This is a genomic window from Carboxylicivirga longa, from assembly GCF_050589825.1.
In the GTDB taxonomy this organism is placed as follows: domain Bacteria; phylum Bacteroidota; class Bacteroidia; order Bacteroidales; family Marinilabiliaceae; genus Carboxylicivirga; species Carboxylicivirga longa.
Window position 1 is genome coordinate 19,240 of record NZ_JBNGOZ010000012.1, and the last position, 15,444, is coordinate 34,683.

Genomic DNA, 15,444 nt, shown 5'->3' on the forward strand with positions numbered 1-15,444 from the left:
CTTATGAGTAAAGAGAATAAAGAAGGATTGGTTGATTTTGCGATACTTAGTATGAAGTATAAGACAAAATTGACGAAGAAATTCCAAAACCGTGTTAAGTACGATGATCCGAATCCAAACCATATTTTGTCCTATATTCCGGGTACAATTTGTGAAGTATTTGTGAAAGAAGGTCAGGAGGTTCAGGAAGGCGAATCGCTTTTGATATTGGAAGCCATGAAAATGCGTAACCAGATTACCATGCCGTATACCGGCAAGGTGAAAGCGATTAAAGTATCAACGGGCGACCGGATACCCAAAAACCACCTGATGGTGGAAATCGAATAGAAATACCAGGATATTGGTGATCGAAATTGAGGTTTCACACCAATGTTGGTCAGAAAATTGCAAAGTAAGCAAGTTGTTGAATTCTATTTTTCAATACTTCGCTTACTTTGCTTTTTTTATTAGAGTACCTTGCTCCAGCTGAATAGTCCTTCATAAGCCGGCAACTCGGGTTGCTTCCTGAAAAAGCCATATACTGCAGAGCCACTTCCCGACATGGCTGCATACTCAGCACCGGCCTCATACATATCATGCTTCAGCTTCCCGATGATGGGATATTGTGCAAATACCGATTTTTCAAAATCATTTTTGATGTGGTGCTTCCACTGAGCCAGGGGTAGCTTAATTAGTTCTTTCAATGATTGTGAGGATTGCCGGGGTACAATGCCTGCAAAGGCCTCAGGTGTGCTCACATGTACCGGTGGCTTTAGTAGTGCAATATGGTAGCCTTTTAAATTCATTTCGAGGGGCTCAAGGATTTCACCGATACCCGTGGCGTAAGCTGGTTGATTATTGATAAAAAAGGGACAATCAGCACCCAAACGAGTGGCTAGAGCATGCAGTTGAACCTTGGATAGCCCCAGCTTAAATTCTTTGTTCAGCAGCTTCAGCATAAAGGCACCATCGGCTGATCCACCACCCAATCCGGCACCAAAGGGAATTTGCTTATGCAGGTGTATATGGATAGGGGGCAGCACTTTTTCCTCTTTTAATAATTTAAGGGCCTTAATGCAGATGTTTTCATCCACGGGGGCGTCTACCTCAATGCCTGAGTTGCTATAGGTGTAGGGTGTGTTAGCCTCTTCTGCAATAACAGCTTCCAAGGCATCGCTTAAGGGTATGGGATAAAAAATGGTTTCCAGATTGTGGTAACCATCGGCCCTTTTTTCTGTAATGTTGAGGCCAATGTTAATTTTGGCATTGGGGTAGCAAATCATAGTTTTATGTATTTATTGCAAAGAAATAGCTAATTGCTGAGTTTTTAAAATTTACCGTACACGTATGCAGTCTGTTATATTGCCTTTTGTGATACTTGTAATTGATTGATAGTTAGTTGTATTGTGTGTTCTGAAAAGGAAAGTAGCGTAATCATGCCGGTGCTTTGCCCGCAATTAGTATCTTTGTAATTCTGAATTTTTCCGAAATTATATATGGCCGATAATAGGTATTCAAATAGAAGAAAGCCCATGCCTGGCATTGAAATGGGTAAATTGCCACCCCAAGTTACCGATCTGGAGGAGGCGGTGTTAGGGGCACTGTTGCTCGAGAAAGAAGCCTTTCTTAATGTATCAGAACTCCTCAAACCCGATCATTTTTATAAAGAGGCGCATCAGCATATTTATAAAGCCATCATGGACCTTGAGTCGCATGAGCAGCCGGTGGATATGTTAACGGTGACGCAGCAGCTTAAAAAAATGGGTAAGCTGGAGGAGGTAGGCGGTGCTTTTTACATTACCCAGCTCACCGGCAAGGTGGCTTCGGCTGCCCACGTTGAATACCATGCGCGCATTATCTGGCAAAAGTATTTGCAGCGTCAGATGATTCATATTTCCAGTGACTTGCAGAGCAAAGCCTACGATGATGGTATTGATGTGAATGATTTGCTGGAAGAAGCAGAGAGTACCTTTTTTATGCTGTCGCAGGGCAGCATGAAGCGCGATGCCACGCAGATTAATCCCGTTATTCAGGATGCCATTGACCGTATTAAGGCGGCCTCGGAACGTACCGATGGTATGAGTGGTACGCCTTCGGGTTTTGCTGCACTCGACCGTATTACGTCGGGCTGGCAGGGTTCTGCACTGATTATTATTGCCGCCCGTCCGGCCATGGGTAAAACGGCTTTTGTATTGTCCATGACACGGCAGATGGCTCTTAACCATAAAATACCGGTGGCCATTTTTTCGCTGGAGATGTCCAACGTAGAACTGGTGAACCGTTTGATTGTGTCAGAGACCGAACTGTCGGCCGATAAGATTAAAAAGGGATCGCTGGCACCCTACGAGTGGGAACAGCTGGACCATAAGATTCAGAATCTCATTGATGCTCCTATTTTTGTGGATGACACGGCCGGTCTGTCGGTGTTTGAGCTGCGTGCCAAGTGTCGCCGCCTGAAGAAACAGCATGATATACAATGTGTGATTATTGACTACCTGCAGCTGATGAATGCGAGTGGTATGAATCCGGGCTCACGTCAGGAAGAGGTAAGTTTGATATCGCGTAACCTAAAGGGACTCGCAAAAGAACTGGATGTGCCCATCATCGCCCTGTCGCAGCTTAACCGGGGTGTTGAAGGACGTGCCGGTGCAGAGGGAAAACGCCCGCAGCTGTCCGATCTGCGTGAATCGGGTGCCATTGAGCAGGATGCCGATATGGTGTGTTTTATTCACCGTCCGGAGTATTACCGTATCACCGAAGACGAACAGGGTAACTCATTGATTGGGCTGGCCGAGATTATCATTGCTAAGCACCGTGCCGGTCCTACTGCCGATGTACGCCTGCGATTCCGTGCCGAGCTGGCTCGTTTTCAGGATCTGGAAGATACAGAGTTTGATGATGGAGGCTTTGGACAGAGTGCGCCCTCGCAGACCTTTGGTTCTAAAATGAACCAGCTGAGCGATGGGGGAGGTGCACCGGTGTCGTCCGGAGGTCAGCATCTGCCCGAATTTCCCGAAGGACCAGGCTTTAATAGTGACGTGCCGTTTTAAAAAGATTGGCTTTTACGCAGTGTCCGGGAGTACTATGTTAATACAGGTCTTCTCTGATGATCTTGTTCTCACGCTGTCGGCGCAGGTGATTTTGAGCCTGTTCTGCGCTCATGCCTTTTTCACTCATGTAGAGAGATATTAAGGTTTGTTTCACCTGATCGCCCATGCCGTTGTGGCCACAGAGGTAAATAAGGGCACCGTTGTCAAGCCAAGTCATCAGGCGATCTTTATATTCGCTTAGGCGATGCTGCACGTATTCTTTATTCTCCTGATCGCGCGAAAAGGCGGTGTTAAGAAAAGCCAGTGTATTGTTTTTATAGAAAGAAATGAGTTCGTCTTCGTATAAAAAGTCGTGTGCCTGCTGTTTATCGCCCCATATCAGCCAGGCCTTATTTTTAATACCCTGTGCCTCCATATCCTGCAAGAAAGCCCGGTAAGGAGCGATACCCGTGCCAACGCCAATGAATATCACCGGTGTTGAACTATCTCCAGGCAAGTGGAAATCGGGGTTGCTCACCAGGCGGAAGTGAACGGTGGCGCCTTCTTCCAGTCCCTCATTTACATAGGTAGATCCTGCTCCTTCATATTGGCGTTTTTTATGCTGAAAACGTATTGTTTTTACCGTTAGGTCAATTTGCTCCGGGTGGGCCTTGTAACCCGATGCGATGGAATAGTAGCGCGAATGAATGGGTTGTAGTATGCTTACAAACTCATCGGCATCCATGGGGCAGGGATAATCACTTATTAAATCGAGTATATCTGCATTGTTCAGATAGGCCCTGAGCGCCTCTTTATTGTTGTACAGATCGGCGAGGGCTTGTGCTTTGTTAAGTTTCATGTACCGCCTGAGGACCGGTCGTGTAAGCCTTGTTATCTCAAATTGACGATGAAGCAGATACTCTAAAGAGCGATTATAGGATATTAAATGCTGCGTTTCGTCCAGATTGAGTTTTTCGATAATGCGCCTGATGAGCGTGGGTGGGTTGCTTGGAATAATCTCAATGCAGTCGCCGGCGGCATATTCCACCGTATTCTGTGTATTGTCCAGTTCTATGTGAAAGACAGCTTTTTCAACCTTTGTTTTGGTTAATTGTCTGCGGCGGATAAGTGTCGTGGCAATGCTATCGGGTTTATCCAGTTTCAGATCTGGTTTTAGCGGGTCTTTTTTAACGTCGGCAATAGTATCATAGCTGTTTTGTATCCACTGCAGGGCGGCTTTTTTAAAATCCAGGTCACAGTCTACACGACTCATTAGGGGAATAGCTCCCAGCTTTTTCAGCTGATTATCCAGCATTTTGCCAGCACCGCAAAAGTTATCGTAGCTGGAATCGCCCAGGGCACACAGGGCATATTGCAGCCCGCTGAGCGATGGCATGTCAGGGTGTTGCAACAGTTTAAAAAAGCGGCGCGCATTGGGGGGTAATTCCCCTTCCCCATCAGTACTGATGACCAGCAGTAATTTATTTTCGGAAGGCAGACGACCAACATCATATTTTTCCATGTTATAGCATTCGCTCTCTATACCACATTGATGGTAATACTTGTGCGCCTGCTGGGCTATTAACTGAGCGTTTCCCGTTTTGGTGCCATATAAAATAGTAAGGGGTGGACACTGGCAGTTGTTCAGAATATTGAGGCTGAGTTGCTTTTCTTTCTTTTTAAGCAGGGTGCTGAAAAATCCCATATCAGGATGCATTTTTTTATCTAATAAATAATGAAGGATGATGATCCCTATTCCAGCCTTATTAACAACTCCGGGCAATAAAATGTTTGTCTAACGTGCCATCCATCTCTTAAATCTGGAGGCTTTTTCGCTTGAAATAATCACTTCGTTATTGGTAGGCGGATCCAGCTTTAACTTCAACTTGCTTTTGGCATACAATTGGGCTTCAACAATGGATGTGATATTGACGATGAATTTACGGTTTACCCTATAAAATAGGTGCGGGTTAAGTTCTTCCCTCAACTGCTCCAATGTATGGTTAACGGCGTAATTGTGGCCGTTGTGGGCACAGATATAAACGCCTCTGTTTTCGGCGTAAATATAGGCCACATCCTTAGCAGGTATGGATTTTATCTTGTCGCGATAGTGTACCAGGAAACGCTCGCGGTAATGAGCTTGATCAGTTTGTTGGGCAATGGATTTCCCTAATAATTGATAATCAATATCTATTGTGTTTTTCTTTTGATATTGCTTTCTAAACTTCTCGATGGCCGCTTCTAATTTATCTGAGCCGATGGGTTTTAACAGGTAGCCAATGCTGTTTTGATCAAAGGCCTGTATAGCATATTCATCGTAAGCAGTTGTGAAAATGATAGGGCTTGCTATGCTTGTATCCTCAAATATTTCAAAGCCATTGCCATCGGAGAGGTGGATATCTAAAAAGATAAGATCAACACTTTGATTCTTCAGAAAGTCGATACTTGAAGCAACTGAATCAATCGTACTGACGATGTTAAAATCGGGAGCAAGGTTTTCCAGCAAGGCTTTTAGCTTGCGTGCTGAAGGCATCTCATCTTCAATAATTAAAACATTAATCATCGCAACTTAAAATTAAAGGGATTTGAGCAATATACTTATCGTTTTGTATCGCAAAAACAGGGGCTTCGCAATTTAGTAATTGAAATTTTTCTATGAGGTTTTGTTGTCCTGTTTGTGTTGATATTTCTTTTTGATTCTTGATTTGCAGGTTGTTTTTGATAATTAAGTAATCGTCTTTGCTTTTGATTGTCAGGGATAAGGGGTGTTTTTTTGATATGATATTGTGTTTAATAACATTCTCCACAATTACTTGCAGTGTCAGCGGTGGTATAAGGTGATGATGGCATTGTTCGTTAACCTGCACTGCATAGTGAAAACCCTCTTCAAATCTGAATTTATATAAATTCAGGTAGGTTGTGATAAACTCAAGTTCATCTTTCACGGTTACTAAATTCTGTTTATTGATGGACAGTACATAGCGGTATATGCTGGCAAAATCCTGAATAAAACGGTCAGCCTTCTCAGTGCTTTCGTAAATTAGGGATGAAAGAACGCTAAGGTTATTGAATAAGAAATGATGATCGAGTTGTTCCTTTAAGGCAGCATATTTCGATACCATCTGTTTCTTTTCAATATTCGCCAGCTTAACTTCCAGCTCATTCCGCTCTTCTGTTGCCACAATCATTTCCACCACCACCATTAGCAGCACGCTAATCATCAGCGGCATAATGAATATCATTATCTTAAATTTGTCATCGTGCTTGTGTTCGGGTATCCACCCCTTGTTAAGGGCTAAATTAATTAGTGAGATTACCAAAACGGGGAAGGCAATGGCGATGAAAAAATCAATGAGAGAGCGGATGAACCAATTGCGTTTCCAAGGATAGCTTGTATTTAGCTTTCGGATTACCCAATTATAAAAGTATACCACAATAAGGGCTTCCAAAAAGCCAATGGCCATTCGTTCGTAGGGTATTTGGCTGATTTCGCCCAGGGTGTGAAACTGAAATACCACCGTTAAAATAATGGAAATGCTGGTTATGCCCAGCAGTATAAAGGGCGTTAATAATAGCTTTAATCGCTTGGCTTTGATCAGTGGTTTATTCATCGCTGCTTTCTTGAATGAGTCTGCCGCTTAGCTGTAATAGATAAAACTCAGCTACCTTAGCAGTGTATTGGGCATCGCTGTATTGCACTGCTACCCGCAACAGGTTTTGCTGTGCCGTTCTAAACTCAATGGAAGTAACCCTCCCCAAGGCAAACATTTCCTGCGTTTGGGTAAAGTTAAGATGGGCCTGCTCCAGGCTGCTCTCCTGCAGTTCAACAATGCGGCGCTTGTAAATATAATCGGTGTAGGCATTGGAGGCATCGCGTTCTACCTGCGACTTAAGCTGGCGGGTACGTTCCTGCTGACTGATATAGTCCAGACGCGCATTTTTTTCGCGTGTGCGCTGCTGCCGACCGTTGAATACATTGAAGTTTAATGATACACCCACTTTAGGTCCTTGTGTTTGGTTATACAATAGCTGACCCGCATCGTTATCGGTGCGGTTGTAGCTATACTGCCCGTAGGCCGCTAATGTAGGGTATTTTTTTGCATCGGTGATTTTAATGTCCAGATTACTGATTTGTTCCTGTTGTTGTTGTGCCATCAGCCCGGCGTTGTTCATTAGGGCATCGGTAATAACAGCATCAGACTCAAAATCGTTGCGATAGGAGATGCTGTTATCCACTTCATATACCTGATGGATGGGTACGCCCAATGTCATGTTCAGGTTTTTGCGACTCTGGATAAAGCTTTGCTCAGTTTGCAGCACTGTAGTACTATCGTTATTCATATCCACCTCGGCGTTGAGTACCGCCAGCTGGTTAACCTGACCATAGGCTTTCTGATCTAACGTTTTTTGGTAACGTTCGCGCGAGATGCGCATGGATTCCCTGGCTAGATTCAAGTTTTGCTGTGCACGACAAACCTGGTAGTATTGCTGAGCTACTTCAATAATAGTGGCTTCGGTCTGTTGCCTTAAAACGGTTTCCTGCAGCAGGTCGTTGCTTTTTAATTTTTTGTAAGTATAGATATTGCCAAAGCCATCGAACAAGGTATAGTCGATGCGAGCTGCTGCATTGTAGTTGCTTGAGACAGCACCATCGGCTTCAATAATGGTACCTGTGCCTCCATTGTTAATCTCCATCTCGGTATCGTTACTCGAATAGCTGGCACCTCCGTTGACACTTAGCGAAGGGAGCAGGCCTGCGTTACCCGCAGTGCTGCTATTTCTGGCTTTCTGACGCTGGGCGTGGGTAATCTTTATGTCATAATTATTCACCATTGCTATTTCAATGGCTTTTTGAAGAGTTAATTGCAGGCTGCTATCCGGCACAGACTGTGCCCGGGTAATTAGGGTGCTTAGCAATATAGTAAGGGTGTATAATATTCTAGTCTTCATATTCTTCAATGTATTTCATTTCTTTAATAGCGGGCTCAATCTCTTCACTGCTTACGTTTCTGTCGTAGGCAAACTGTTGCCATTTTACTTTCGCTTTATTGGCAATGAGCAACATTACGGGTAGTAATACAAGTGTTGTTGTGGTCGCCATCGCCATCCCATAACTTACCGAAATAGCCATGGGGATGAGGAAGCGTGCCTGCATACTGGTTTCGAGCAGCATGGGTGCCATGCCCGCAATGGTGGTTAAAGTGGTGAGTATAATGGGGCGGAAGCGTGATAGTGCCGCTTCTGTCAGGGCCTCCTGGTATTTCATGCCTTTCTTAAGGTTGATGTTAAGTGCATTGATTAATATCAGTGAGTCGTTGATCATTACCCCGATGAGGGCAATGACGCCCATACCCGACATCAAACTAAGGGACATGCCGTGTATCCAGTGTCCGATGATAACTCCCACTAAACTAAGGGGAATCATCATATATACCAGAATGGATTGAGTTACGGAGCGCAGTGTAAGGATAACAACTGCAAACATGAGAAGCAGCACCACAGGCATCACTTTTGCCATTGAACTTCCCACCTTTTTACTCTCTCTTTTTTGGCCGTCGTAGTTGGCTCTTACCCCCGGATGTTTTTTATAAATGGGTTGTAATATCTCCTTCTCAATTTTCTCAATCAGGTCGGGTAAAGAGCTTGTCGGATCGCTTTGGTTAGCTTCAATAATTACTTCGCGATCAAAATCCAGGTGCTGTATACTTGAAAAGCCATTAACTATTTTAAGATTGACCAATTCTGATAGGGGATAAGCGACGCCATTGCTCAGTCGGATTTTCATGTTCTCAAGCTGGCCGATGTTTTCACGGTTGTCTTCGCGATATTTAACCCACACTTTTACCTCGTCCTTACCGCGTTGCAGGCGTTGTGCCTCATTCCCCCAAAAAGCCTGCCTCACCTGGCTTACCACACTCTGAAGAGTCAGCCCCAGATGATGGGCTTTTTCCTTTAGTTCTAGTTCGATCTCGCGGTAGCCAACGGGCGATTTATCGGAAACATCTGTTACCTCGGGCATATTGTTCAGGGCGCGCTTTAACTCTTCCTTGGCCGCCCTCAATACATCATTATCATCGCCCAGTAAGGAAATTACCAGTGCCTTGCCAAAGGGATTAAAGCCTTCGAATAAGAGGGCTTCGGCGCCTGGGATATCGCCTACTTTTTCGCGCAGTCGAACGGTTACATCATCGGTTGTTGAGTTACGCGACTCACCATCAAGCAAAGTAATCTGGATAGTGGCGCTGCTTCCGCTTCCCTGGAACTGTTGAAAGGTTTGTTTTATGATGCTTGCATTGTTGGGTTGCAGGGGGCGCATGTCCTCATTTACTTCCCAGATGGCCTGAGTAATCTTGTCCAGCTGTTTTTGGGTAAGCGACTCATCGGTCCCCGATGGCATGCTTAAGCTTACCGTCACATTATCGCCATCCACCTGCGGAAAGAAGGTGACGCTGACCCATCGTGCCGATACCATGCCCATGGATATGATAAAGGCTGCCGTGAAAATGGCGAAAGTGATTGTTTTGTATTTTATGGCAAATTCAACAGCCGGCTTATAGGTGATATCCCGCAGTTTCAATAAGCCGGTTTCGGCCCAGCCCATGTATTTCATCCAGGTGCTTTTGTAGTCTTTATTCAATGCCTTGGAGTGGGCTACGTGGGCCGGAAGAATAATTAAGCCTTCGATGAGTGAAACAAAAAGAATGGCTATCACTACAATGGATATCTCTCTGAACATATCGCCCATTCGCCCATCTAAAAAGATAAAAGCGGAGAAGGCCATCATGGTAGTTAACACCCCTGACAGAACAGCCGGAGTTACCTCCAGGGTGCCATCCACAGCAGCTTTTATGGGTGTTTTACCCATTTGCCAGTGTCGGTATATATTCTCAGCCACCACAATAGCATCATCAACCAATATGCCCAATACAAGTATTAGTCCGAATAAAGAGAGCATATTGATGGTAACTCCTGTGCCCGGCACGAGTATGAACATTCCAAGCATGGAAAAGGGGATGCCAATGGCCACCCAAAAGGCAATTCGGGGATTCAGGAATAGGGACAGGAAGAGCAGGACAAGGAGGATGCCTATGATACCATTTTTACTCAATAAATCAATGCGCTGATCCAGCAGGTCACTTTGGTCGCGTATCACGGTTGCGTTTAACAAGTCCTGATTCGAATTAAAGTTAGCAATGTACTCTTTAACAGCGTCTGTGGCAGTGATGATATCTTCCGAAAAAGTGTTTTGAATGGTGATGACAACACCAGGCTTACCATTGAATAAAACTTCAGATGGCGCATCGGCCCATTGATCTTTTATGTCGGCCACATCTTTCAGTCGTATGATTCCACCTGCCGGTGTGTTGCGTATCACTATATTTTCCAGCTCCTTGCCATGATATTCTCTGTTGCGCACACGGATGAAAAATTCCTCTTCTCCATCCTTAATACTACCACCGGTTAATAGCAAATTGCTGCTTTTTACGGCATTGGCTATTTCGCTAAAGGTGAGTTTGTAGGTTTCCAGGGCATCTTCCTTTACCAGGATGGCAATTTCTTCGTCGGGATAGCCGCCGATGGATATTTTCGAGATTCCTTCCATACGCAGCAGGTCATGTTCCATTTCCCGGGCCTTGGCTTTCAGTTGTTTTAGGGTTACATTTTTCCCTTCGTTGGCCGTGATCACATAGTTAATGGAAAAGTTGACGTCATCGTGCTTATAGGTCACTACTGATTCGATGCCCACGGGAAATGAGGCGATGCGTTCTACCTCATTCTTCACCTTAATGAGGGCTTCGTCCATATCAGTGCCCTTCAGCATTTCTATGGTTACCGTGCCACTGTTCTCTCGCGAAACGGAGGTGATACGTTCCATTCCTTCCAGGCCTTTGACGTTTTCTTCGATTTTTAGGATGGCTCCTTCCTCTACCTCCTCAGGCGATGCTCCGGGATAAACAATATCCACATAGATATAGCGCTGCGGTATATTAGGGAAGAAATTCTTCTGTATATTAAGCAATGAAATAAATCCGAAGATGCCGACCATAATCATGATCAGATTGACAGCCACCGGAAATTTCATAAAATAAGCGATGATATTTTTCATTGGTTTGTTGTTTGATAGTCAGTAGTGAAGTGATGAGAAGTAAGAAGGTTTTTTAAAAGCATTAGTGACTATGTCTTTCTGATTAAAATCAGTCATCTAGCGGTTTGATTAGAGGCGTTTGTAGCGATGAAGCCAACGGAATTTATGCTCACCTCTCATCTCACAGCACTCCCCTCTCATTTTTCATTAATACGTACCGGCATGCCTTCATAAGGACTCTTAATGACCGTTGCCAGCACCGCAGCTCCTTCGTCAAGACCTTGGATAATGGCATAATCGTTTTGTTTGGTAACAACGGCCACCGGCATATGCTTTAGGCGATTATTTTCTACCACATAGATATGATTGTTGTTATCCAGCATCTTTCGTGGAATGCGCATGGCATCTTGGAGGGGTTTTTGTTTAATTTCGGCATTTAGGTACATCCCTTCTTTCAGGGTGCTTCCCTTAACGCGGATAAATACCTTTACACTCTGCGATTGCTCGTCAATACTGCCGCCAATGCGAACTACTTTACCCAACCATTCGCCGCTGATATCGCTTGAACTTAAGTTGGCTTCCGTGCCTATTTTTATCTGCTCAAGACGGGCAAGCGGAATGGTAAGCTCCAGGTCATAATTGGCGGTGTTAATAAGCGTACCCAGGGCTGAGCCTGAGCGAACCGCCTTACCTGCCTCTGCATCAACAGCGGCAACCACGCCATTAAAGGGTGCTCGAATAGTATATTTTATAAACTTCTCTTCACTCGCTTTAACGGAGTAATATTTACTTAGGATTCCCTTGCCCGACAGGAAAAAACGCTCTTGCTCACTCTTAGCGGCAGGTAGCGCAGGGAGTTTTTTATCCATCTCAATAGAGGATACATACTGTCGCCATAATGGGTACGATTCCGGATAGTCGGATTTTAAATCCGGCAGAATAGAAGTGGCTAGGGTGATAAAATCGCTTTTCTGTGCCAATAGGTTCATTTTAAACTCTTGATGATCAATCTCCAGCATAACCTGCCCTTTTTGGTAGCTTTTCCCTACTTTGAAATTGCGTGCCGAAGGCATTAGGCGACCATCTACCTGGGCAACAATTTCAAAGCGATCAACGGCTCTGAGTTTGCCCGTTCCATGGTAGTGATTTTCTATGGTTTCTTTTTGTGGATAGATGACATTGACCAATGTACCTTTGTTTTCATCTGATATTTGTGGCCCTTTTTCTTTCGATGCCGATATAACCCTGTTAAAAATGAGTGCGGCAATAATAATGACAAGGGCAATTAGTAAGGATACTCCTTTTTTGTTCATAACTGAGAATATAATGGTGTTGATGTTACGACTTTAAAATCTGTTGCGAATGTTTAGGTTTTAATTAAATGTACAAAACAATTCAGGATGAATACAGAAAAAGAACGTATGAAAAAGTGAATAGTTGAATTTAAAATTTAAAACGAACTGTGCTCATTCATTCCCCGTACTTATAATATTGCCAATTAAGGCGTTGATAGATTTAGATTGAAAAGCTTGGAACGTTTTTTGAATCAAGTACCTTTGCGACAAGCATCCCACGGGTGCGACTAATCAAAATACATTAGGATGAAACGAATTATCGTACTATTTACTTTTATGTGTATGGCCTTGGTGTCCATGGCGCAGATTGATCAGAAGGATCCCTTTAAAAAGATGGATGATGCTTATCAGCAACGTCTCGATAAAATGAATCAGGATTATGAATTAAGGCTTCAGGCTATGCAGGAAGAGTACGATGCTCGTTTGAAACAGATGAATAAGGCCTTTAAGCAGTATCTGAAGAAAGGATTTACCCAAGTGGAGCAAACAGAAGAGAAGGTGAAGCCCGTTGAGGTGCCTAAACCCGTTGAACAACCTGTTTTTACGCCCGCTGATGATGTTGATACAAAACCCGATGAGCAGAGTGATACAGATTCTGATGAAGTGATTGAGCAGGCTGTTTCTATGCCTTCGGCGCCAGTGCAAATCGATGTAGATCTTGCTGAGACTGATGCTTTTTCTATTTCGCCTATCTTACAAGTTCCTGCCGATGTTGATACTTATGCAAAGCCCATCACTGTTGACTTTTTTGGCAGTCCTGCACATCTAATGATCGACAAACGAACGAAGGCTCTTGCCATTAAATCTGTTAAGCCGTCTGCATTTGCCAATTATTGGGAGGATTTTACGGCTACTCATTATCAGGTTTATATTGAATCGCTTTTGCGATATGCCAGGGATAAGAATCTGAATGACTGGGGTATCTACCAACTCATAGATATAACATCGCGCCAGCTGCATACTACGCCCAATGGTCGTGCAATGTGGACTTGGGCTATGCTCAATCAGGCAGGCTATCAGGCTAAAATAGGATATTCGGGTAACACGGTGTATTTGTTACTCCCTTTTATGCAGGTGGTGTATGAGAAACCTTTTTATAGCATAGATGGCAGTAACTTTTATCTGATGGGCGCTAAGAAGAATATCAAAAATATGATGACTTATACTGAAGATTTTGCTGCTGCCACTAAAAAAGTGGATTTACATTTGCCTTACGCCCTTGCTTTTAGTGAAGAGCAAAATACTGTTGAGCGCAAAACGACACTGCCCGATGAATCTGAGGCCTTATCGTTGAAGATGAATAAGACCGTGATGGCCTTCCTGGCCAGTTACCCCCAAACGATTAATACGGTCTATCTGAATGCAGCCATGTCTGCGGATGTGAAGGAAACGTTATATGAGTATATTCAACCGCGCATTGAAGGAAAGAGTGAGACACAGGCTGTGACCTATCTCCTGGATTATCTGCACAACAGTTTTGAGTATAAGACCGATCGCGATCAGTTTAACAAGGAAAAGATGTTTTTTCCTGATGAAATTTTTTACTACCCTTATTCCGATTGCGAAGATCGTACCGTACTGTTTACTCGCCTGGTGAATGAACTGCTGGGACTTGATGCCATCGCTATCACCTACTTTAGTCACATGGCTGCAGCGGTATCTTTTACTGCGCCCGTTGAGGGTTACTCATTCCTTGTGGATGGCCGCCGTTACACCATTACCGACCCCACTTATATTAATGCTCCTATTGGCTCGGTAATGCCCGATTATGAGGGATATACCCCCATGGCAATTAAGATTAATAACGATAGCCGGTTGAATAATATATGGCAGATGATCGCCCGCTCGCTGGAGAAGGGCAATGAGGGAAATATTTTTATTGCCGACAGGGCTTTGGCCGAAAATGGCAATATGGTAGTGTCGGGCTGGTTTAGCAATGTAATTACCATTGATGGTAGGCGCTATGAGGCAACGGGAGGCACGCGCGACCTTTGGTTTGCCACCTTTGAAAGGGGGGGAGCGCTTCAGTGGTTTACGCCGGTTAATTGCAGTAATAATGGTTTTACGCAGGCTTTTAATGCCGGTAAAGAGGGTAACGTTTATGCCCTCATTAATTATAATGGAGCCCTGAGCATGGGGCAACGACGCCTGGCACAAAGCGATCAGCCGGCGCACTTGGTGCTGGGGCTCTCTCGTGGGGCACGACCCATATTGGCTGAAGCCATTAATTTTGAAGCGCCCGAGGGGCAGAAGCTTGCTTTTTACGGTAAGTACAAGGCCGATGGCACTCGTATCGACCTGCTTTCGTTTCCTACCGATGAGGTGCGTTTTGAGCCTAAGATAACGGTTGACTCAAAAAATGAAGTGGTGGTGCGCGGCGTGGTTGGCGATATCGAAGGGCTTACCAATGAGGTTCCCATCATGCTGTCGTCAGCCAGTTTTAGTGCCGAAAATCAGATAGAGGCCTCAATGAATCGATATGAACAGCAAGGTGTCAATCGCCATATGATAGCACTTTTTTCTACCCTTGACCTGTTGGCAAAAAATGGAGGCCGCGTTTCGGGTATTACTGTTCGTAACTTGATGAATAAACACAATCCGGATTTTTACAAGCGAAACCCAAGCATTTACAAAGGCTTGTTGAGTATGCAGTTTGTGATAAATGAAGCAGGGGTAGTGAAGGTGGAAACCTACAAAGGGCAAAAGGTATCCCTCTTTGCAATGCGGATCGCAGATAATAGCAACTTGCAAATTATAAGGCCAGATGAAGATAGCTATCGTATCCGGTTTTTAAACGGTGTTGAGATTGGGAAAGCCATTGTGTGGTACAATTTGAATGCCATGGACTTAAAAGCTGACGGGCGTATGGTTTTTGATTATGATGCTGAACGAATGAAGCGAAGTATAAATATCAATGATTTTATTGTGGAATAAATATACCTGTAAACTCTTTTTGAGACTATGCTAACATAGCAGTATAATAGCGCCTTACATG

10 protein-coding genes are annotated in these 15,444 nt (G+C 44.2%); 3 read left to right on the top strand and 7 right to left on the bottom strand.

Going from position 1 to position 15,444, the window contains the following annotated elements:
* Window positions 1-3: 3 nt before the first annotated feature.
* On the top strand, window positions 4-327 hold the full coding sequence (locus tag ACRD7A_RS11530) for a biotin/lipoyl-containing protein (protein ID WP_430811329.1): 324 nt from the start codon (window positions 4-6) through the stop codon (window positions 325-327).
* Between the two features lie 119 nt (window positions 328-446).
* On the opposite strand, the gene ispE is transcribed toward ACRD7A_RS11530, so the two are convergent.
* Window positions 447-1,262 (bottom strand): 4-(cytidine 5'-diphospho)-2-C-methyl-D-erythritol kinase, encoded by an 816-nt coding sequence (gene ispE / locus ACRD7A_RS11535; RefSeq protein WP_430811328.1) that lies wholly within the window; start codon window positions 1,260-1,262, stop codon window positions 447-449.
* A gap of 249 nt (window positions 1,263-1,511) precedes the next feature.
* Here ispE and dnaB point away from each other — a divergent pair, with 249 nt between their 5' ends.
* A complete protein-coding gene (dnaB, locus tag ACRD7A_RS11540; protein WP_430811327.1) occupies window positions 1,512-3,029 on the top strand; it encodes a replicative DNA helicase in 1,518 nt (505 codons plus the stop codon).
* Between the two features lie 37 nt (window positions 3,030-3,066).
* Here the strand turns inward: dnaB and ACRD7A_RS11545 are convergent, their stop codons facing one another.
* The 6 genes from ACRD7A_RS11545 to ACRD7A_RS11570 all read right to left on the bottom strand — a co-directional run bounded on the left by ACRD7A_RS11545 (window position 3,067) and on the right by ACRD7A_RS11570 (window position 12,407).
* On the bottom strand, window positions 3,067-4,713 hold the full coding sequence (locus ACRD7A_RS11545) for a diflavin oxidoreductase (RefSeq protein WP_430811326.1): 1,647 nt from the start codon (window positions 4,711-4,713) through the stop codon (window positions 3,067-3,069).
* Window positions 4,714-4,803: 90 nt separating this feature from the next.
* A complete protein-coding gene (locus ACRD7A_RS11550) occupies window positions 4,804-5,571 on the bottom strand; it encodes a LytR/AlgR family response regulator transcription factor (protein ID WP_430811325.1) in 768 nt (255 codons plus the stop codon).
* Entirely contained in the window at window positions 5,564-6,619 is a 1,056-nt protein-coding gene (locus ACRD7A_RS11555; protein WP_430811324.1) for a sensor histidine kinase, read from the bottom strand. Before ACRD7A_RS11555 ends, ACRD7A_RS11550 begins: the two co-directional genes overlap by 8 nt.
* Complete coding sequence (locus ACRD7A_RS11560; RefSeq protein WP_430811323.1) at window positions 6,612-7,958, bottom strand: TolC family protein; 1,347 nt, start codon at window positions 7,956-7,958, stop codon at window positions 6,612-6,614. The genes ACRD7A_RS11555 and ACRD7A_RS11560 overlap by 8 nt, the downstream gene beginning before the upstream one ends.
* Window positions 7,948-11,115 carry an efflux RND transporter permease subunit gene (locus ACRD7A_RS11565; RefSeq protein WP_430811322.1) on the bottom strand — a complete coding sequence of 1,056 codons (3,168 nt, stop codon included), beginning with the start codon at window positions 11,113-11,115 and terminating at the stop codon, window positions 7,948-7,950. Before ACRD7A_RS11565 ends, ACRD7A_RS11560 begins: the two co-directional genes overlap by 11 nt.
* A gap of 176 nt (window positions 11,116-11,291) precedes the next feature.
* A complete protein-coding gene (locus tag ACRD7A_RS11570; protein WP_430811321.1) occupies window positions 11,292-12,407 on the bottom strand; it encodes an efflux RND transporter periplasmic adaptor subunit in 1,116 nt (371 codons plus the stop codon).
* A gap of 288 nt (window positions 12,408-12,695) precedes the next feature.
* Here ACRD7A_RS11570 and ACRD7A_RS11575 point away from each other — a divergent pair, with 288 nt between their 5' ends.
* A complete protein-coding gene (locus ACRD7A_RS11575) occupies window positions 12,696-15,383 on the top strand; it encodes a hypothetical protein (protein WP_430811320.1) in 2,688 nt (895 codons plus the stop codon).
* The last annotated feature ends 61 nt before the right edge of the window (window positions 15,384-15,444 follow it).

What these genes read in the sequence shown, in the direction of transcription:
- ACRD7A_RS11550 (WP_430811325.1), bottom strand. Translation starts at nt 5,571, where the DNA reads ATGATTAATGTTTTAATTATTGAAGATGAGATGCCTTCAGCACGCAAG.
- ACRD7A_RS11555 (WP_430811324.1), bottom strand. Translation starts at nt 6,619, where the DNA reads ATGAATAAACCACTGATCAAAGCCAAGCGATTAAAGCTATTATTAACG.
- ACRD7A_RS11545 (WP_430811326.1), bottom strand. Translation starts at nt 4,713, where the DNA reads ATGGGATTTTTCAGCACCCTGCTTAAAAAGAAAGAAAAGCAACTCAGC.
- ACRD7A_RS11530 (WP_430811329.1), top strand. Translation starts at nt 4, where the DNA reads ATGAGTAAAGAGAATAAAGAAGGATTGGTTGATTTTGCGATACTTAGT.
- ispE (WP_430811328.1), bottom strand. Translation starts at nt 1,262, where the DNA reads ATGATTTGCTACCCCAATGCCAAAATTAACATTGGCCTCAACATTACA.
- ACRD7A_RS11560 (WP_430811323.1), bottom strand. Translation starts at nt 7,958, where the DNA reads ATGAAGACTAGAATATTATACACCCTTACTATATTGCTAAGCACCCTA.
- ACRD7A_RS11575 (WP_430811320.1), top strand. Translation starts at nt 12,696, where the DNA reads ATGAAACGAATTATCGTACTATTTACTTTTATGTGTATGGCCTTGGTG.
- ACRD7A_RS11565 (WP_430811322.1), bottom strand. Translation starts at nt 11,115, where the DNA reads ATGAAAAATATCATCGCTTATTTTATGAAATTTCCGGTGGCTGTCAAT.
- ACRD7A_RS11570 (WP_430811321.1), bottom strand. Translation starts at nt 12,407, where the DNA reads ATGAACAAAAAAGGAGTATCCTTACTAATTGCCCTTGTCATTATTATT.
- dnaB (WP_430811327.1), top strand. Translation starts at nt 1,512, where the DNA reads ATGCCTGGCATTGAAATGGGTAAATTGCCACCCCAAGTTACCGATCTG.